At 71.2% G+C, this 20,022-nt stretch carries 10 protein-coding genes and 2 pseudogenes; 3 read left to right on the top strand and 9 right to left on the bottom strand.

The annotated features are described in order from the left end of the window. Positions 1-429 precede the first annotated feature (429 nt). Positions 430-597 (bottom strand): annotated as a pseudogene (locus tag FHS42_RS37795) (ATP-binding protein); the annotation flags it as partial. A gap of 294 nt (positions 598-891) precedes the next feature. Next, a pseudogene (locus tag FHS42_RS38845) lies at positions 892-1,089 on the bottom strand (ATP-binding protein); the annotation flags it as partial. Between the two features lie 660 nt (positions 1,090-1,749). Between FHS42_RS38845 and FHS42_RS36395 the strand changes: the two are divergent. After that, positions 1,750-4,605, top strand: a complete 2,856-nt coding sequence (locus tag FHS42_RS36395) for a serine/threonine-protein kinase (protein WP_221477072.1) — start codon at positions 1,750-1,752, stop codon at positions 4,603-4,605. 2 nt (positions 4,606-4,607) lie between these two features. On the opposite strand, the gene FHS42_RS32075 is transcribed toward FHS42_RS36395, so the two are convergent. From FHS42_RS32075 to FHS42_RS32065, 3 genes are all read right to left on the bottom strand, one after another. Then, complete coding sequence (locus FHS42_RS32075) at positions 4,608-7,601, bottom strand: serine/threonine kinase C-terminal domain-containing protein (RefSeq protein WP_184579026.1); 2,994 nt, start codon at positions 7,599-7,601, stop codon at positions 4,608-4,610. 297 nt (positions 7,602-7,898) lie between these two features. After that, positions 7,899-9,854 (bottom strand): serine/threonine-protein kinase, encoded by a 1,956-nt coding sequence (locus FHS42_RS32070; RefSeq protein ID WP_184579023.1) that lies wholly within the window; start codon positions 9,852-9,854, stop codon positions 7,899-7,901. 393 nt (positions 9,855-10,247) lie between these two features. Next, positions 10,248-11,954 (bottom strand): glycerol-3-phosphate dehydrogenase/oxidase, encoded by a 1,707-nt coding sequence (locus FHS42_RS32065; RefSeq protein ID WP_184579020.1) that lies wholly within the window; start codon positions 11,952-11,954, stop codon positions 10,248-10,250. A gap of 437 nt (positions 11,955-12,391) precedes the next feature. On the opposite strand from FHS42_RS32065, the gene FHS42_RS32060 reads away from it, so the two are divergent. Further along, on the top strand, positions 12,392-13,699 hold the full coding sequence (locus tag FHS42_RS32060) for a nucleotide sugar dehydrogenase (protein WP_184579095.1): 1,308 nt from the start codon (positions 12,392-12,394) through the stop codon (positions 13,697-13,699). A gap of 183 nt (positions 13,700-13,882) precedes the next feature. Here the strand turns inward: FHS42_RS32060 and FHS42_RS32055 are convergent, their stop codons facing one another. After that, the gene (locus tag FHS42_RS32055; protein WP_184579017.1) at positions 13,883-15,061 is read right to left on the bottom strand and encodes a rod shape-determining protein; all 1,179 of its coding nucleotides are present in this window, start codon (positions 15,059-15,061) and stop codon (positions 13,883-13,885) included. Between the two features lie 332 nt (positions 15,062-15,393). On the opposite strand from FHS42_RS32055, the gene FHS42_RS32050 reads away from it, so the two are divergent. After that, positions 15,394-16,032: a hypothetical protein gene (locus FHS42_RS32050; protein ID WP_184579014.1), complete on the top strand. Its 639-nt coding sequence runs from the start codon at positions 15,394-15,396 to the stop codon at positions 16,030-16,032. 196 nt (positions 16,033-16,228) lie between these two features. Here FHS42_RS32050 and FHS42_RS32045 read toward each other — a convergent pair whose 3' ends face one another. The 3 genes from FHS42_RS32045 to FHS42_RS32035 form a co-directional block, all read right to left on the bottom strand. After that, positions 16,229-17,356 (bottom strand): GuaB3 family IMP dehydrogenase-related protein, encoded by a 1,128-nt coding sequence (locus FHS42_RS32045; RefSeq protein ID WP_184579011.1) that lies wholly within the window; start codon positions 17,354-17,356, stop codon positions 16,229-16,231. 192 nt (positions 17,357-17,548) lie between these two features. After that, positions 17,549-19,051 (bottom strand): IMP dehydrogenase, encoded by a 1,503-nt coding sequence (gene guaB, locus FHS42_RS32040; protein ID WP_184579008.1) that lies wholly within the window; start codon positions 19,049-19,051, stop codon positions 17,549-17,551. Between the two features lie 302 nt (positions 19,052-19,353). Further along, positions 19,354-19,956, bottom strand: a complete 603-nt coding sequence (locus tag FHS42_RS32035; RefSeq protein WP_281392910.1) for a sigma-70 family RNA polymerase sigma factor — start codon at positions 19,954-19,956, stop codon at positions 19,354-19,356. Positions 19,957-20,022 lie beyond the last annotated feature (66 nt).

Here is a 20,022-nt window from a genome sequence, read left to right as displayed (position 1 = left end):
CCCTCGACGTCCCCTCACGGCGCATCGCTGCACCTAAGAGTGATCAATCGGACACGTCACGTCAACACCCGGTCTGGACTAACCGATTCACACCCGGCGCGCGACTGGGCGGCGAGAGGTGCACGCGCCTGCTAGCGGTACGTCTCGTTCGCCCGTCAGCGGTGCGTTCCGCCGTACGGCTACAACCGTTGTGGAGGGCCCCGCCGACACCACGCCGGGCCCAGGCTCGCCGCCGGCCCCACTCGCATCACCCGTTGCCGCGGCACCACCATCGGCGTTCCGCTCCACGCCGTGCGCGGCCGGTTCAGCGCCGCTCACCGCCGGAACAGCCTCGCTCGCGGCCGACTCGGCGCCACCCACCACCTGCTCAGCGGCATGACCAGCCGGTTCTTGGGAGGGATGCGCCGCGTGCGCCGGTGGTGCGCCCTGGCGGTCCACCTCGCACCAGATGCTCTTGCCGCCTCCCTCCGACTTCCAGCCCCAGCGGTCTGCGAGGCCGTCCACCAGCTCCAGGCCGCGCCCATGGGTGTCATCGCCATCGGCGCACCGGGGCCTGGGAGGGCAGCTGCTGGCGTCCATGACCTCCACCCGCACCGTCTCCACCGCCGACACTTCGACGCCGCTGCCCGGCACCGCCCGTACGCCCGCGCTGTGTTCACCCCGCGCACTCTGTGCACCCCGGGCACCCTGTACACCCCCTGCGTCCCGTTCACCCCAAGCAGCCGAATCCGGGCCTGCCTGGGCGGCGGACCCGGCCGCGCCCCCCGCACCGCGGTCCGAGACAGCCCCGGCCGTCGGCTCGCCACCAGCGCCGGCCGTAGACCCATCCGCGCCGCCATCCGCGTCCCCGACCGCGTCCTCGTCCGCCGCACCGCACTGCGCGGGGAAACGCATCCGCAATACCGCCGGACACCCCGTGTGCACCACGGCGTTGGTCACCAGTTCCGAGATCAGCAGGACGAGCGTCTCCGCCAATGGCTCGTCTACTGCCATTCCCGAACCGGCGAGCCGGGAGCGTGCCCATCGGCGAGCCCGACTCACCTCGGCCGGGTCCGGCCGGACCTCCATCTGCATTTGAAGCACCTGCACCGCTCACACCATCCGAACCGGCGGACACATCGCCTCGCGTCTCTCCGGGATCACGGAACGTGATCCCGCTACGAGACAGCATGGTTGACGTACAGTCACCCCGCCAAGCGCTTCCGGCATATTCCAGCGCCAAGGAGTAGGCCTGGTGCATACTGTGCGACGCGCGCTGCGGGGAGTCGAACAGAGCGCCAACAGCGCCCCGCGCCCTGCGCGAGCTGGGAACGCATACGACATCGGAGCCTCCATCGTGGCCTGCCCCGGGTCATCGCGCTTCACTACAGCTCGCATCCAACGGAGCGTACCGGAGGGCGAAGCCGACTCCCCCGCGTAACGAGTCACGCCGAGGACACAACCCGGTATCAACGCTCAGTGACGACATCGCCCGAACCCACCGTCCTTTCCACGCGCGCTCACTCCCACACCGGGCCTGCCCCCGCTCCTCCTCACCCACGTGCAACTTTGGGCCCAACTGTCCGCCTTCTCCGCACCCGCCTCCAGCCACTGTCCGCACACGTCAACCACCGCCGGAACGTTGTGCGATGACCGATCATGTCCGGAATTACGCGCTCCGGATAACCCCGACCGGGGTGCCCTTGCGCACTGCGCTGATATTCGTCCCTGATCCGCCCCCTCCCGCCGCGCACGTCCCAACCTCGCGCGATGATGGACGACATGGCGCATGGAGGGGAGGACGCGATGTCGGGGGAGCAGCCGCCGAGCGGGCAGGCCGCGGGGCGAGGGCCAGGCCGGGGGCCGGAGCGACCTCGCCATCAGGGCCTACTGGCCGGGCGCTACCGGCTCGGCGATCATCTCGGCGATGGCGCGCTGGGGACCGTGTGGCAGGCGACCGACGAACTCGTAGGCCGCGAGGTCGCCGTCAAGGAGCCTCGGCTGCCCGCCACGCTCCCCGCCACTGAGCGCGCGCGGGCCTACGACGCGTTGCGGCACGCGGTACGCGCCGCGACGCGCATCGAGCACCCCTGCGTCATCACCGTCCACGACGTGCTGACCGTGGAGGGCCGCCCGTGGGTCGTGATGGAGCTGATACGCGGCGACTCGCTCGCGGCGACATTGCGGCGGGCCACGCTTGGCGTACGCCAGGTCGCCCACATCGGGCTCGCGGTGGCGAGCGCACTACGCGCCGCGCACACGGCAGGCATCACCCACGGAGACGTCACGCCCGGCAACATCCTGCTCGGACGCGGCAGAACGGCGCCCGCGATGGTCCGCCCGAACGCCGAAGCGGGAACAGGGGTCGGAGTAGGAGCCGGAGCCGATACGGGCCCGGAGGTCGAGGTCGTCGGAGCGGGACGGGTCGTGCTGACCGACTTCGGCATGGTGCACGCGGTGGACCAAGCGATGCCGGGGGCCGGTGCGCCGGCGCGGCTGGGCGCGGTGGGGCGCGAGGGCACGGCGGAGGATAAGGAAGCGGGGGGACAAGAGCCCGCCGGGTACGCCGCATCGGCGGACGGCCGGGCTGCCATCGATGCGGTGCAGTTCATCGCCCCCGAGCGGCTAGGGGGCACATCGGCCGCACCGGAGCCGGCCGCCGACCTGTGGGCGCTCGGCGTCGTCCTCTACCTCGCGTTGGAGGGCGTCACCCCGTACCGCCGCGACACCCAGGCCGCAACGCTGGCGGCGGTGCTCGGTGCGCAGCCTCGTCCGCCGGTGCGGACCGGACCGTTGACGGAACTGGTCGGACGGTTGCTGGCCAGGGAACCGGCGGCCAGGCCCGGCGCCGAGGAGGTCGAGGCGGCTTTGCGGACGGTCGCGGCCGCCCTCGCCCCGCCCGCGTCGTCGGCCCTGTCGGCTGCGCGATCGCAGACGGCCTTGCCAGCGGCAGCGGAAGCGGAAGCCGGCCCACCGGGAGGCGCGCCGACCGGGCCGGTGCCGCCGCGGGCCCCGGAGACGGGAGCGGCCGAGCCGCCCCAGCGGGCGACCGGCGCGCAGCGGGCCTCCGCGCCCCGGGCTGCCGCGCCCGGGGCGCGGCAGGCCGGCAGCCCCTCGTCCATGGACACCTTGCAACTCCGCGCCCTGGACCGCGGCAGCCCCGAGCCGAAACCGGGCCCGGAGGCCACCCGCCCCCTGCCGGCCCAGAACCACCCCCACCGAACCACCGACCAGCCCAGCCCAACCCACCAACCCAGCCAGTCCCATCAGTCCCATCAGCCCAGCCAGTCCCCGCACCCCGGCCAGCAGCAACCAACCGGCCAGCCAACAGACGACGGCGGTCCCCCAGCCCCGGGCTGCCCCGACGCCCACGGCGGGCCCGCGGCACCCGATGCGCCCGGCGGGCCCCGGCTCGGCAGGCCCGCGTCCGATGCACCGGTCGCGAGTGGTGGCCGCACGGCCGGGCCACCGGACGCCTCCCCCGCCCTCGGAACTGGCCGCCCGAGCATGGGCCACCCGAAAGTGAGCCACCCGAGTGTGGCGCTTCCCGGCGCGCTGCCTGCGGCCGTGCCGATGCCCGCGTCGGGCCGTACGGGTGCGGGCGGGCCTGTCAGCGCGAGCGGCCCGGCGCCGTACCCGAGCGCTCGCACCGGCCGGGCGGTGGGCGACGCTGCGACACCGGGCGACGGTGGTGCGGGGGCCGGCAAGCGCGGACCGCTGGGCAGCGTCCGACCCAAGGTCGCCTTGGGCGCGCTGGGGGCGCTGGTACTGGTCGTTGGAGCGGGCGTCTTCCTCATCCAGGGGCCGCTAAGCGACGATGCGGCCACCGCGCCACCGGCGGCCAGCGCCGAGCCCTCCAGCACGGCGAGCTCCAGTCCCACCGGTGCGCCGACGCCCACCCCCACGGCCCCATCGGCCCAACCCGGGCGCCCGGCGCTGCCCGCCGGTTGGCGACTGCAAGCTCACGAGCCGCTGACCGCGTCGGTGCCACTGCCGAACGGCTACCGGCTCGGGGACAAGAACGACACCGAGGCCAACTGGACCGGGGGCGACAAGGGCGCCTTCACCATCGGCCTCAAGCGCGACACCGGCCTGGGCGCGACGGCGGCCGAGGCATCGGAGAAGCAGATCACCTGGTACCGCACGACCAAGGACTCCTCCATGGAGGACGTGCACACCCGCAGGCACTCCATCGACTGGTACGGCGCGCAGGCCCGTTGGATCGAGCTCGACTACCGCTGGCGGGGGAAGAAGGAGATACGCCGCCGCGTTGAACTGTTCGTCCCCGGCGCCGATCACCGCGTTTACCAGTTCTTCGTAGACACCACAGCCACCACAGCCACCACAGGCACTACAGACACCACCGCGCACCGGGCAGAACAGGACAAGATGTTCGACATCGGCCGCGCTCAACTCCGTATCGACACCCCGCCGGACGCAACCGCCTCACCAGGCACCCCTGCCGCATCCGAGCCCCCTGTCACACCCACGCCTTCTTCCGCGCCAACTACCAACGCCACGCCAACCGCCAACGCCACACCGACGACCAACACCACACCGGGTGCCAACACGACACCAAGTACCGGCGTCACACCGGGCCCCGACGCGACGCCGAAGGACGATTGACCTCAGCGGGTGGAGCGGTAGCTGGCCGACGCTTGGTCGAAGTAGCGGTCCACCGCACGGCGTTGGTTGTCCGGTCCGATGACCTGGACGATGTGGTAGCGGTTTTGGATGATCATGGCGAGGTTACGGGCATACGCCTTGCGACCGCTGCTGTCGTTCCAGCCGAAGGCGCCTTCGGCCATCGCTGTCTCGCCCACATCGATTCGGCGCAGCCCGGTGGCCGATGCCCATTCGGAGTTGCGGAAGGGGGCGAGTTCCGGTTCCAGGACCTGCTGGTACTTCATCGGGTCGCTGCCGTACTCGGCGACCTTGTCCCGGCCCGGTACGACGATGAGCTCGCAGTCGTTGCCCAGATAGCGGATCTGGCCCCGGCCGTTGGGCTGTCGGCGCTGCCAGCCATCGGACACGGCGAGTTGGAAGCCCTCGGGGTCCTTGCGCAGCGCAAAGCCCTTGGCGAGCCCGGTCGGGTCCGTGGACTGCGGCTGCCGATCGCCGTTCTTGCCCTCCGCGTTGCCAGCACCCTTGCCATCGCCGGCCCCGACCGTCCGTTGCGGGGTGCCGCTGCCCGAGCTGACCGAGTCGCCGCGGCCCGCGCCCTCGTCCTTCTTGGCCTCGGGCATGAACACCATCGCGTACAGCACCGCAGCCGCCAGCATCAGCAGGACCAGCACCACGAGCCACCGGCCGAGGTTGCGGGGGCCGCGCTCACCCGCCCCGCGTGGCGCAGCGGCTTCGTGGGACTCAAGACGCAGGTGTTTCTCCTGGCGGGGTGGCGGCTCCTGGTGCTCGTGGTGTTGTCGCGGTACGCGCGGTAGCTTGCCCCTCTTGTGCCGGTGCCGCCCGTGCAGGGTCGCGGCCTGGCGCCGGCGGCGCACCAGTTCGCCGCGGCGGCGCAGTATGGGCAGCCGCTGAGGGTCGGCGGGGCCGCTCGGCCCGGTGGGGGGCACCATGACCGTGCGGCTGCCGACGTCGGGCTCGGGCGCGGACCTGATGAGCGACCGCAGCCAGCCGCGCAACTCTTCGAAGTCCGGCCGCTCGGTGGGGTCCTGCCGCATCAGCGACTCGACCACGGGCCGCAACGCGCCGCACTCTTCGGCGTATGCGGGCGGCTCGGCGCACACCAGTTGTACGAGCTCCGCCGCGTTCTCCTCCGGGTAGGGCGCATGGCCCTGCACCGCGCGGAACAGCAGCGCGCCAACGGCCCAGAGGTCGGCCGCGGGGCCAACGGGGGGCGCGAGGCGCCAGTTCTCGTAGACCGGGCCCGCCTGCTCGGGCGCCCAGCGCTCGGTGATCGCGCCGACCACGACGATGCGTGCCTGCCGTGCCCGCTCGGCCGCGAGCGCGGAGTCGGGCCCGCGGTAACCTCCCGCGTCACTACCACCACCGGCCGCGCCGAGTGGCGGCGTGTCGGCAAGCTCCCGGCCGTCGTCGGCCCAGTGCTCGCGCGGCGGGTCGTCGCTGGACCAGTCCTGGCCGGCCCGTTCGGTGTGCTCGTCGGTGTGCTCGTCGGCGGGTTCTGCGGCGTAGGGGCCGGTGGCGCCTGGGCCGGTGGCGTGAGAGCCAGTGGCGCGCACGTGAGTTTGTGGCGCCTCGGCGGGTCCGTCCTTGACGGGTTCGCCCTCAGCAGGTCCGCCCTCGACGGACCCGCGCGCGGCGGCTTGCGCTCCGGCGCGGTAGGCGGCGATGGCGCCGGCGCGCGGCGCACGCAGCGGCGCGCCCTGTCCCGCGTGCTCCGCGCCGCCACCCGCATCACCGGCTCGTACGCCGCTACCCGGGCCGCCGTTCGCACCTGTGCCCAAGCTCGCGGCGGGCCCCGCCTTGACACCACCGTGTCCGTTACGTGGCAACGGAAGCCTGCCCGCCGGCTCCTGGTTCCGGTAAACGGGGCCCGCTGGGCCGCGTCGCACCACCGGAGTCGCCGGGAGCGCGCCAGCGCCAGCAGCCGCGGCATCCGGTTCGGGGCCGGGGCGGAATTCGCGTGCGCGTGCGCGTTCGCGTTCGGCACGCTCGGCCGCGAGGTCCCGGCCGGCACCGCCGCCCACCTGCCGCTCCGCGGTTGATCCCCCACCTGCGGCTAGCCCTCCGCCCGCGCCCGGTCCGGTGTCGGCGTGGATGTCCCGTAGCGCATCGGAGCCCGTGCCCGGCCGGGGGGAGGGCACCGCGCCCACATCCACCCGGGCGTCACCTGCTCCGGCCCCGCCCCCGGCCCATGGCTCGGGCGTCTCATACCCGGCGCCCGGGTCGAGACCAGCGTCGTCGAACGGTGACCTCGGTTGAGGGGCGCGCGCCGCGCGCAGCGCCTCCGGCACCGGGTCGTAGCCGCAGAGCGCCTCCTCGGCCGCGCCGGCCGCCAGGCCGGTCAGCATCGCGCGCCCGTCGTCGCAGACCAGCACCGTACGGGTGGTGATGTTGCGGTGGGTCCAGCCGTGCGCGTGTAGGGCGCGCAGCGCGGTCAGTACGTCGGCGGCGACCTCCGCCGCGCGGTGCGGGCTGAGCGGCCGTTCGGCCAGCAGCGCGGCCAGCGGTCGGGCCGGAACCAGTTCGCTGACGATCCACAGGCTGCCGGACTCGGCGAAGACATGGAAAACCTGGTCGAGCCGGGGGTGGTCGGGCACCTGCGCGGCTGCGGTGGCCGCGTCTATCGCGCGTCGTACGGCCGGGTCCCCCAGCCCGCTGCCCTGGATCGCCCGGCGGCGTGTGTCCTGCCCGCCGCCCGGCCGCCCGTCATCGGAGCCGTACGAACCATATGAGCTGTATGAGCTATATGCCCCCTGCGCCGCATATCCACCCGCTGGCCCGGCGCCTGAGTCCCGGTAGGACGGGCCGTCGCCGACCATCTCCGCTTCGACGACCTCGGGCAGCGGCACCTGCCTGACCAGCACTTCCTGGCCGCTGTAGGTGTCGAAAGCACGGGTCTCCACGAATTCGTACTCGTCGGCGGGTGGCAGCGGCAGTCGATAGCGGTCGGCGAGCACCCGACCCGCGTAGTCGTCCACGACGCCTCCCCAAGCGCGCGATTCGCCCAACGCTCACCGCACGTAACCGTCAAATCCGGTCATTTTTTTGCGCTTTACAGCTACCTACGGCCGCGAGTTCTCACGATACGTGCCCAACTCGCTTTGTGCCGACTGGTCGGCCGAGTCCGCTCGGTCTCTCTCGGACCGCATGGCCGCTTTACCGGACCACGTGACGTCTGTCCCGGACTACTTGACCGCTGCTATGTGGCCTCTGTCCCGACCCGGTGCTGCTCAGTCCTCGGGGCTGGGGGGCTGCACCCTCCCGTGCGAAGATCTTCACTCCTTGGGGGCGAAACTCCGCAATGCGACCTCGCGCAGCGTGCGGCATTCCCGCTCCGCCCAGGCACCCTTCTCACAGGTGATCATGACGGCGTAACCGCGCTTGGCATCGACCTTGAAGCCACGGTTGAGCACTCGGACCGTCTTGCCGCGCTGGTCGCGCTCGAAGTTCCAGTCGGCGACGGTCGGATAGCCCTTCCAGTCGGTGACGGCGTGGATGCCAAGGCCGCGGTAGCCCTTCATCGTGCGGGACGCGCCGGGCTCCGCGCCGCGCCATGCCTCGGCGGCGTTGGGCAGCGGCTTGGCGTTGAAGTCAACCTGCACGCGCGGGAATCCGCCGCTCGCGCTGTAGACACCGCCACCGCTGTAGCCCGGTATCGGGCGGCGCTCCCAGCCCTTGGGCAGCGTCATGGCGAAGTGGAACTTGCCGTCGCTGACGGGCTCGTACCCCTGCGGAATCCCAGCGGGTACGCCGCTGTTCTTCTTGTCGCCCTTACTGTCCTTGCTGTCCTTGTCAGTTTTGTCGTCCTGGTCAGCGGAGTTCTGTCCGCCCGTGGGCTGAGCGCTCGACTGGTCACCTGCGTCGCCGTCTCCGGTCTTGCCTTCGTCGTCGCCCGTTGCCGTGTCATCACCGGTGGCACCGCTCGAAGCTGACGCGCGCGCGCCGGACTTGCTTTGCTCGCCCTTGTCGCCCTCACCGCTGAGCGCCAGGGCGATCGCCGTGCCGAGCACGGCGAGCAGCACGACGACCACGACGATCACGAGCGTGCGCTTGGGCACGACGTCCGTGATCGAGGCGCGTGAGCCGCCACCCCGCACGGACGCGGGCGGCGCACCGGGAACACCATGCGGTCTGGGCGGCGTGGTCGCGTCCGAGTGCGGTGCGGACCGGGCACCCCCGCCACCGGCGGACCCGGCAACACCGGCCGTACGGCCCGTAGACCGGCCACCGCCGAGCAGGCCGCTGGGGCGCCCCGCCGGCCGCGCCGACCCGGCCGCTTCGCTGCGGTGCACGGGGCGCGTGGTGTGCGGCGCCACGGGCCCGGGCGCCGAGGGCAGCGGCATGGTGCGAGTCGGCTCCATGGGCGCCGCGGGGCGGGCGATCCGGTCGTCTGGCGCGTTGACCGCGGCGGTCAGCATCGCCCGCGCACCCGCGTCGTCCAGCCGGCGCGCCGGGTCCTTGGCCAGCAGCCCGTAAATGACCTCTTCGAGTACGCCGGCGTTCTTCGGCGGATCGAGCGCCTCGGTCATCACGGCGGTCAATGTCGCGATGGCCGTGCTCTTGTCGTACGGGGGGACGCCTTCGACCGCCGCATAGAGCAGGCCGCCGAGCGACCACAGGTCGGACGGCGGTCCGGGCTTGTGGCCGCGGGCCCGCTCGGGCGCGATGTACGAGGGGGCGCCGACCAGCATCCCGGTCGAGGTGACGGACGGGTCACCCTCCACCTGGGCGATGCCGAAGTCGGTCAGCACCACTCTGCCGTCGTCGGCGATGAGCACGTTCGATGGCTTCACGTCGCGGTGCAAGATGCCCTCGCGGTGTGCCGCGCGCAGCACGTCGAGCACGGCGAGCCCGACCTCGGCGGCCCGGCGCGGGCTGAGCGCGCCATCGTCGCGTACCACGTCCGCCAGGGACCGGCCCTCGATCAACTCCATCACGATCCACGGCCGGTCGTCCTCGTCAACGACGTCGTACACCGTGACAGCACCACTGCTACGAATCCGGGCGATGGCCTTGGCTTCACGTAGCGTACGGGTGATCAGACGCCGCTTTTCGTCCTCGTCCACGCTTGACGGAAAGCGCAGTTCCTTCACCGCGACGGTGCGGCCCAGCGTCTCGTCGCGAGCCCGCCAGACGGTGCCCATGCCGCCCCGGCCCAGCACTTCGCCGAGCCGGTACCGCCCAGCGAGGAGGCGCCCAGTCTTGCCCTGCGTCTGCTCCGCCTCCGACATGCGTCCCCTCTGCAATCAACCCACCCTGGCAGAGCGTCCATTGTCTCTCATCTACAGACCAGGGGAAGTACCGGCCCAGCGCACGAACGAGCTCACTCCGGTCGCGTCAGGGAGTATCGAGCGACCATACGGGATGTGGACATGGCCAATCGTTTCCCGCCACCGACGGTTCAGCAGGGACGATCGGCTCGGGCCTGACGTCGCGTCGAGCCCGCCATTCCGCCATCGTTCCTCAGAAATTCGGCCATCGTTCGGCCAACGAGCGCCCGCGCGCGCCACCCCTGGGCCACGCCGCCCTGCACCGCACACCACCCACGCCCCACCCGCACCGGCACTGGCACCGCACGGCCACGCCCGTCACCGGACGCCCCGGGGCCCGCGCGCCCCGCGCCGTTACAGCGGCTGGATCTCCGGCGCGCCCAGCCGGGCGGCGTCCGCCGTCAGGTCGTCCGGTTGACGCTGCGACTCCCGCTCGGCCTCCACCCGCTTCGCGTAATGTTCGACCTCCCGCTCGACCTGCCCCGCGTCCCAGCCAAGGACCGGTGCCATCAGCTCGGCCACCTCGCGTGCGCTGCGGGTGCCGCGGTCGAAGGTCTCGATGGAGATGCGGGTACGCCGGGTCAGCACATCGTCCAGATGCCGGGCACCCTCATGCGAAGCGGCGTAGACGGCCTCGGCCCGCAGATAGTCCTCGGCGGCCGGCAGCGGCTCACCCAGGCGCGGATCGGCCGCGATCAGTTCGATGACCTCCTCGGCCAATGACCCGTACCGGTTGAGCAGATGCTCCACCCGGGCCACGTGCAGCCCGGTGCGCCGGGCGATGACCGCGCGGGCGTTCCAGCGCGCGTGATAGCCCTCCGCCCCGACCAGTGGCACATCCTCGGTGACGCAGTCCGCGACCCGCTGATCGAGCCCGTGCACGGCCTCGTCCACCGCATCCTTGGCCATCACCCGGTACGTCGTGTACTTGCCACCCGCGACGACGACCAGGCCCGGCACCGGGTGGGCAACGGTGTGCTCGCGCGAGAGCTTGCTGGTCGCGTCGGACTCCCCGGCCAGCAGCGGGCGCAGCCCGGCGTAAACGCCCTCTACGTCGTCCCTCGTCAGCGGGGTGGCGAGGACCGAGTTGACGTGTTCGAGCAGATAGTCGATGTCGGCGCTGGATGCCGCCGGGTGGGCCTTGTCCAGGTCCCAGTCGGTGTCCGTGGTGCCGATGATCCAGTGTCGGCCCCAGGGGATGACGAACAGCACGCTCTTCTCGGTGCGCAGGATCAGCCCGGTAGTGGAGTGGATGCGGTCCTTGGGTACGACGAGGTGAATGCCCTTGGATGCGCGGACGTGGAACTGGCCGCGCTCTCCGATCATCGCCTGGGTGTCGTCCGTCCATACGCCGGTGGCGTTGACCACCTGCCGGGCCCGCACATCGAACTCGCCGCCCTGCACCACATCGCACACCCGGGCGCCCACGACGCGTTCGCCCTCGCGAAGGAAGCCCACCACGCGAGCGCGGTTGGCCACCTTGGCACCGTAGGAGGCGGCGGTGCGTACCAAGGTGGTGACGTAGCGCGCGTCGTCCATCTGCGCGTCGTAATACTGCAACGCGCCCACCAGTGCGTCCTTACGCAGGCAGGGCGCCACCCGAAGGGCGTGGCCCCGCGACAGATGCCGGTGCATGGGAAGCCCGCGGCCGTGCCCGGAGGAGACCGACATGGCGTCGTAAAGGGCCACGCCCGAACCCGCGTACAGCCGTTCCCACCCCTTGTGCTGGAGCGGATACAGGAAGGGCACCGGCTTCACCAGGTGCGGCGCGAGCCGCCCCAGCAACAACCCGCGCTCCTTCAGCGCCTCGCGTACCAGGGCGAAGTCGAGCATCTCCAGATAGCGCAGCCCCCCGTGGATCAGCTTGCTGGATCGGCTCGATGTGCCCGCCGCCCAGTCGCGCGCCTCGACGAGGCCGGTGGTCAGGCCGCGGGTCGCGGCGTCGAGTGCGGTGCCGGCGCCGACTACTCCGGCGCCGATGACCAGCACATCCAGTTCTCGTTCCGCCAACTGGGCGAGCGCCGTGGCGCGCTCCGCCGGTCCCAGGGTCGCTGTCCTCACCAGTGCCTCCCACTGTGATCGGGGTCACGCTCACTTATGAATGATTTTGACCGTACACACCATGAACAGCCAGATAGCCAGCCAGCCAGACCAACTGTCAGCCAGTCAGCCGGGCCGACCGGCAGCCCACCTCAGCCACCGGCACGGCCACCCGCGCCACCCGAGTGACCACGACCGCACGGCCCACACCACCCGCGCCCGTAACCCGACACGGCAGGCGCACCAAAGCGCCAGCAGAAGCCCTGAGCACGACGCAGCACGGTCCGGCACCCCGCAGCACGCGCAGCACCACGCAGCACCGTTCAAACACCCGTGCGCACCCCGCCCGGGCAACACCGCGTCGCGCCCCTCACCCAATCCTCACTATGGGTCATATTTCCGCTTAGTCTGACTTCGTGCCATCCGACATCGCCGTGGGAAGGAAGGGCGGCACCTCCATGCCCGCAGATCTCGCCGTCATCGGACTCGGCCACCTCGGCCTCCCCCTCGCCCAGGCCGCGACCACCGCCCGCATCCCCACCATCGGCTACGACCCCGACCCGCGCACCGTCGCGGAACTCGCCGCTGGCCGTCCCCCTGGCGGTGGGGCCGGCACCGGCGCCGGCTCCACACAGCACGAACCCGGCGGTGGCCCGCTGTCAGCGGCCGGCATTCGGCGCATGATCTCCGGCGGCTTCCGTACGACGACCGACTCCGCCGAACTCGGCCGGGTGCGTACCGCCGTCATCTGCGCACCGACGCCGCTCGGCCCCGACCGGACGTTGGACCTCAGCGCCGTCGGCGAGGCCGCCCGCACGCTGGCCACCCGGCTGCGCCCACACACCACCGTGCTTCTGGAATCCACCGTCTATCCCGGCACCACCGAGGAGTTCCTGCGGCCGATCCTCGAAAGCGGCTCAGGGCTGCGCGCGGGCCGCGACTTTCACCTCGCCTACTCCCCCAGCAGGGTGGACCCCGGCAACCGCTCGTACGGCTACACCAACACACCCAAGGTCATCGGCGGCCTCACCCCGGCCTGCACAGAAGCCGCCGCGGCCTTCTACGGGCGGCTCGCGGACAAGGTGGTGCGCGCCCGCGGCCCGCGCGAGGCGGAGGCGGTCAAGGTCCTGGAGAGCAACTACCGGCACGTCAACATCGCGCTCGTCAACGAGATGGCCGTCTTCTGCCATGACATCGGCGTCGATCTATGGGACGTGGTGCGGTGCGCCGAGACCAAACCGTTCGGCTTCCAGGCGTTTCGCCCCGGCCCCGGCGTCGGTGGCCCCGGCGTCGCCATCGACCCCAACTACCTCTCCTACCAGGGGCGCACCATCGGCTACCCACTGCGGATGGTCGAGCTGGCTCAGGAGGTCAACGGCCGCATGCCGCGCTATGTCACCCAGCGCTGCGCGACCTTGCTGAACGAGCACGGAAAGTCGGCGCGCGGCGCCCGCGTGCTGCTACTCGGCGTCAGCTACAAGCCCGACGTCGCGGACCAGGAGGGCTCTCCCGCTCGCGAGATCGCCTCCCGTCTGATGGAGCTGGGCGCGCAGCTCAGCTATCACGATCCGCACGTACCGCAGTGGCGCGTGCTCGGCCGCCCGGTACCGCGCGCCGACTCGCTGTACGAGGCCGCCGCGAGCGCGGACCTGACCGTGCTGCTTCAGCAACACCGCACGTACGACCTCCAGGGCCTGGCGGCCAAGGCCCAACTCCTGCTGGACACCAGGGGCGCCAGCCCGGCGGGCACGGCCTACCGGTTGTAAACCGCCCGACCGCCCGCCCGGCAGACCGGCAGACCGGCAGACCGGCAGACCGCCCGACCGACCGGCAGCAAGGCGAGGGCCGGCAAGGGCCAGCGCGGCCGTGTTGCAGGGGTGCGGACGTACGGACGCACGGACGCACGAACGCACGAACGTGCGGGCGCGTAGGCGCACTCCCTGACGGGTTCAGACCCGGGACATCTGGAGCGTGCGCTGCGGCTGCGCGTCCAGCACGTTCCGCAGCGCGCCGAAGTTCTCTACGCACCGTCCGGTGCCCACCGCCACACAGTCCAGCGGGTCATCGGCGATCAGGACCGGGATGTCCAACTCCTGCCTCAGCCGCACATCGAGCCCGCGGAGCAGCGCCCCGCCGCCGGTCAGCATCACACCGCGGTCCATGATGTCGCCCGCCAACTCCGGCGGCGTCTCATCCAGCGTCTGCCGTACGGCGGTGATGATCGCCTCCACCGGCTCGGACAGTGCATGCCGCACCTCCTCCGCCGTCAGCTCCAGCGTCTTGGGCAGGCCGCTGGCGTAGTCCCGGCCACGCACCGTGCACCGGTCCGGCGGCTGTAGCGCCTCCTTACGCTCCGCATCGCCCTCCTCAAGGGCGGCCTCCCACTCCTTCGAGCCCGACATCTCGACGTCGGGCTCGGTCCGCTGGGCGAGCGTGTCCAGGGCCTGCGCCGACCAGTGGGCAGTGGGCGCGGCCGAACCGATGGCCATCTTCAGGTGCTCCGCAGTGCGCTCACCCATCGCCAAGGCGTGCGTCTTTTTCACGTACGCCGTGATCGCCGCGTCCATCGCGTCACCCGCGATGCGCACCGAACGTGCGGTGACGATGCCGCCCATCGATATGACGGCGACCTCGGTCGTCCCGCCGCCGATGTCCACGACCATGCAGCCGGTCGGCTCGCTGACCGGCAACCCCGCTCCGATGGCCGCCGCCATCGGCTCCTCCACCAGGTGCACCTGTCGCACTCCAGCCTGGGACGCGGCCTCGATCACCGCGCGTCGCTCGACGCCGGTGATCCCGGAGGGCACGCAGATCACCACCCGGGGCCGCGAGAACCTGCGTCCACCGGTGACCTTCTTGATGAAGTGCCGGAGCATCCGCTCCGCTATCTCGAAATCGGCGATGACCCCGTCCCGCAGCGGGCGGACCGCCACGATGTTGGATGGCGTTCGGCCGATCGTGCGCTTGGCCTCCGACCCCACTGACAGCACCGCGCCATCGACCGTGTTGACGGCGACGACCGATGGTTCGTTGAGCACGATTCCCTTGCCCCGCACGTACACCAGCGTGTTCGCGGTGCCGAGGTCGATGCCCATGTCACGTCCGCTGAACGACTTGCTTTGCGCCATAAGATGAGATTATTCCCTATGCCGGATTCTTATCTCGGCTTGACGCCCGCTTTCCGGCTCCCGCACGTCAGCCCGGCCAGTGCCGGCCCGCCGCTGCCCGCGTCCGTACGCCTCGCTGGCCGTCCTCCATCTCGTCACGGCCAACAGCGCCGAATGGGCATATAGCGGACCGGGTTGTCTCTAGTACGTCCCAGCCATGTCACGGTCAACTCTTCAGCTTGTCGGAGCATCCGGCCCAGCTGTTAGTTTGTGGCTCGAAAAACACCTGCCGCTCTCCACATACTTCTGTCCCCGGAGCGCGGTCGAACACACCTTCATCCCCGGGGGATCACATGAGCCAGCCCTGGCAGCAGCCACAACAGCCCCAGCAGCCCCAGCAGCCGGGCGGGTACCCGCAGCAGGGTGGCTACGGCTACCCGCAGCAGCCCCCGCAGGGCGGCCAGCCGCAGCAGCCCCAGTACGGGGGCGGATTCCCGCCACCGCCGGCCCCGGCCCCGCCCCAGGGCAGCGTCGGCCTCGCCATCGTGGCCGGCATCGGCGCGGCCCTCGTCGGCGCGCTGCTCTACGCCTTCCTGCTGAGCGCGCTCGCCGACACCGATGGCCAGCAGCCGGAGATCACCAACTTCGCCTACGCGGGCGTGGCGCTCGGCGCCCTCGTCGGCGCCGTGGTGGCCAAGCTGGGCGGGCGCAACCAGGGCCTGTGGATCATCGGCGCGGTGTTCGCGCTCATCGCCATCTTCCTCGGGGAGATGTACGGCTACGCGCTGATCGCCAACGACTTCACGAGCAACGCCGTCGAGCGCCTGGGCGGAGACAGCAGCCAGGTCCCGTCCGCGAACGAGTTCTTCTTCGACCACTTCGGCGACCTGTACGACGGCTGGAAGGAAGACGCCGACGCCATGACGTACATCTTCATGGCGCTGTCCCCGGTCGCCGCCTACGCCGCGGCGCACAAGATCGGCAACCGCTGAGCTGCGGGTTGACGCACCAGCGACACCAGATACCAGCGCCGCGCCCCGCCGAAGTCAACCGGCGGGGCGCGGCGCTGTGTTGAGCTGCTCGGGCACGGGGGCACGCACAGCGGCCCGCACCCCCACCGCACGGGGCACGGGCCGTCAAGGCGCCTGGGCCGGCCCCGGTCAGGGGCGCGGCCTTGTCACCGCCGCATCACCGGTTGTCGTGCTGCGACGGGGACACCGTCACCTCCACCCGCTGGAACTCCTTGAGCTCGGAGTATCCGGTGGTGGCCATCGAGCGGCGCAGCGCGCCGAAGAAGTTCATCGAGCCGTCAGGGATGTGCGAGGGGCCGAGCAGGATTTCCTCGGTGGTGCCGGCCGCGCCCAGGTTCATCCGCTTACCGCGCGGCACATCCTCGTGCACGGCCTCCATGCCCCAGTGGTGGCCACGGCCCGGCGCATCGGTGGCGCGGGCCAGTGGGGAGCCCATCATCACGGCGTCCGCGCCGCAGGCGATGGCCTTGGGCAGGTCGCCGGACCAGCCGACGCCGCCATCGGCGATGACGTGGACGTACCGGCCGCCGGACTCGTCCATGTAGTCCCGACGCGCGGCGGCCACATCGGCGACCGCGGTGGCCATCGGTACCTGGATGCCCAGCACGTTACGAGTGGTGTGCGCGGCGCCGCCGCCGAAGCCGACCAGCACCCCGGCCGCGCCGGTGCGCATCAGGTGCAGGGCTGCGGTGTAGGTCGCACAGCCGCCGACGATGACCGGCACATCGAGCTCGTAGATGAACTGCTTGAGGTTCAGCGGCTCGGCGGCGCCCGAGACGTGCTCGGCCGAGACGGTGGTGCCGCGGATCACGAAGATGTCCACGCCCGCGTCCACCACGGCCTTGGAGAACTGCGCGGTGCGCTGCGGCGAGAGCGCGGCGGCCGTCACGACACCGGAGTCCCGCACCTCCTTGATGCGCTGCCCGATCAGCTCTTCCTTGATCGGTTCCGCGTAGATCTCCTGGAGCCGCCGGGTAGCGGTGCGCTCATCCAGCTCGGCGATTTCCGCGAGCAGCGGCTCTGGGTCCTCGTACCTGGTCCACAGCCCTTCGAGGTTGAGCACGCCGACCCCGCCCAGCTCACCGATGCGGATTGCGGTCTGCGGCGAGACGACCGAGTCCATCGGGGCGGCCAAAAATGGCAGCTCAAAACGGTAGGCGTCGATCTGCCAGGCGATCGAGACCTCCTTCGGGTCTCGGGTGCGCCGACTCGGCACGATGGCGATGTCGTCGAACGCATACGCCCTGCGACCGCGCTTGCCGCGCCCGATCTCGATCTCAGTCACTGTGTGGCCCTTCCTACGGAGTGCGCCCCCAGTATCCCCGACCGGGAACACTGGGGGCGCACTCGATGTTGCGCGCGCTCACTCCGCGACGAGTTACCTGCGTGAGATCCATCCCAAGCCAAGCCAAGCCGAGTCGGCCCCGGGCCCGGCAACGCCGGGCGCCCGACCACCGGCCGCGCTGGTCCAGCGCGGTCAGCGCCGCGAGTAGTTCGGGGCCTCGTTGACCATCTGCACGTCGTGCGGGTGGCTCTCCTTCAGGCCCGCGGCGGTGATGCGGACGAAGCAGCCCTTCTCCTTGAGCTCGGTCACATCGGCGGAGCCGACGTACCCCATCGAGGCGCGCAGCCCGCCGATGAGCTGGTGGGCCACCGAGGAGAGCGGACCGCGGAAGGGAACCTGGCCCTCGATGCCCTCGGGCACGAGCTTGTCCTCGGACAGGACGTTGTCTTGGAAGTAGCGGTCCTTGGAGTACGAGCGGCCCTGGCCGCGCGACTGCATGGCCCCAAGCGAGCCCATGCCCCGGTAGGACTTGAACTGCTTGCCGTTGATGAAGACCATCTCGCCCGGCGACTCCTCGCACCCGGCGAGCAGGCTGCCCAGCATCACGGTGTCGGCACCGGCGGCAATCGCCTTCGCGATGTCGCCGGAGTATTGCAGTCCGCCGTCGCCGATCAGCGGCACACCCGCCGCGTGGCAGGCGCGGGCCGCCTCGTAGATCGCGGTGACCTGCGGTACGCCGATCCCGGCGACCACCCGGGTAGTGCAGATCGAGCCGGGGCCCACGCCGACCTTCACGCCGTCCACGCCGGCGTCAATCAGCGCCTGCGCGCCGTCGCGCGTCGCAACGTTGCCGCCGACCACGTCCACCCGGACGTTCGACGCGATTTTGGCGATCATGTCGAGGATGCCCCGGCTGTGCCCGTGCGCGCTGTCCACCACCAGGAAGTCGGCCCCGGCCTCAACCAGCGCCTGCGCCCGGTCGTATGCCTCGTCGCCCACGCCGACCGCCGCACCGACGACCAGCCGGCCCTCGGCATCCTTGGCCGCGTGCGGATACTTCTCCGCCTTGACGAAGTCCTTGACCGTGATCAGGCCCTTGAGCGTGCCCGCGTCATCGACCAGCGGCAGCTTCTCGATCTTGTGGCGGCGCAGCAACTGCATCGCGTCCTCGCCGGAGATCCCCACCTTGCCCGTGACCAGCGGCATCGGCGTCATGACCTCGCGGACCTGGCGGCTGCGATCCAGCTCGAAGGCCATGTCCCGGTTGGTGACGATGCCGAGCAGCTTGCCCGCCGCATCGGTCACCGGTACGCCGCTGATGCGGAACTTCGCGCACAGCGCGTCCGCCGTATGCAGCGTCGCGTCGGGGCGCACCGTGATCGGGTCGGTCACCATGCCGGACTCGGAGCGCTTGACCAGATCGACCTGGTTGGCCTGGTCCTCGATGGACAGGTTGCGGTGCAGCACCCCGGCGCCGCCCTGGCGCGCCATCGCGATCGCCATCCGCGACTCGGTGACCTTGTCCATCGCCGCGGAGAGCAGCGGAATGTTGACTCGTACGTTGCGCGAGATCCTGGACGAGGTGTCCACCGCGTTCGGCAGCACCTCGGAGGCGCCCGGCAGCAGCAGCACGTCGTCGTACGTCAGCCCGAGCATCGCGAACTTCTCAGGCACTCCGTCGACGTTGTCAGTCATGACACCCTTCCAGATGGTCTTGCCTCGGCGCGGACTCCCATGCTAACGGGCTCGGCACCCGCCTCATTCCGCTCACAAGGCGTAGCAGACCCCCACATTCCACATCGAGGCCATCCGACCTTTCACTCACCGGACTTACGTCCCATGAGCCGGCCGCCCCAGCCCTGAGCCGATCGCGGCCCGGGTACGCAAGCGGCCTCGGCGTGGGAACGGCGGCGGCGGCCGACCAAGCGGTCAGCCCGAGCACCCCGCGCCGGGCCGCGCGGCCTCGCCCGCAGCCGCCGACCCCGCCGCGCGCAGCCCTACTGTTCGGCGAGCGCCCGCAGCCGGCTCAGCGCCCGATGCTGGGCGACCCGGACAGCTCCCGGCGACATGCCGAGCACCTGCCCGGTCTCCTCCGCCGTGAGCCCGACCGCAACCCGTAGCAGCACCAGCTCTCGCTGATGCTCGGGCAGGTTGGCGAGCAGCTTCTTGGCCCACGCGGCGTCGCTGCTGAGCAGCGCCCGCTCCTCGGGGCCGAGCGAGTCGTCCGGCTGCTCGGGCATCTCGTCGGACGGCACGGCCGTGCTGCCGGGGCGACGCATCGCGGCCCGCTGAAGGTCGGCGACCTTGTGGGCGGCGATGGCGACCACGAACGCCTCGAACGGCTTGCCGGTGTCGCGGTAGCGCGGCAGCGCACACAGCACCGCGAGGCACACTTCCTGCGCCAGGTCGTCCACGAAATGCCGGGCGTCCCCCGGCAGCCGGGACAGCTTGGTTCGGCAGTAGCGCAAAGCGAGCGGATGTACGAGGGCGAGGAGATCGTGGGTGGCTCGCTCGTCCCCCTCGGTGGCGCGTCGGACGAGAGCGCCGATCTCGCCGCGACCCGTGGCCACAGCTGACCCAGGCTTCTCGTCGTCACGCATCGGTCCATGGTGCCTTGGCGCCGCAGCTTCCGCGGCACCGCGCCCATAGTTGTACGTCGAAGCGTT

It is taken from the genome of Streptomyces zagrosensis (genome assembly GCF_014203645.1).
In the GTDB taxonomy this organism is placed as follows: Bacteria; Actinomycetota; Actinomycetes; order Streptomycetales; family Streptomycetaceae; genus Streptomyces; species Streptomyces zagrosensis.
Note: the sequence above shows the minus strand (reverse complement) of the source record. Positions and strands in the feature narration are given on the sequence as shown.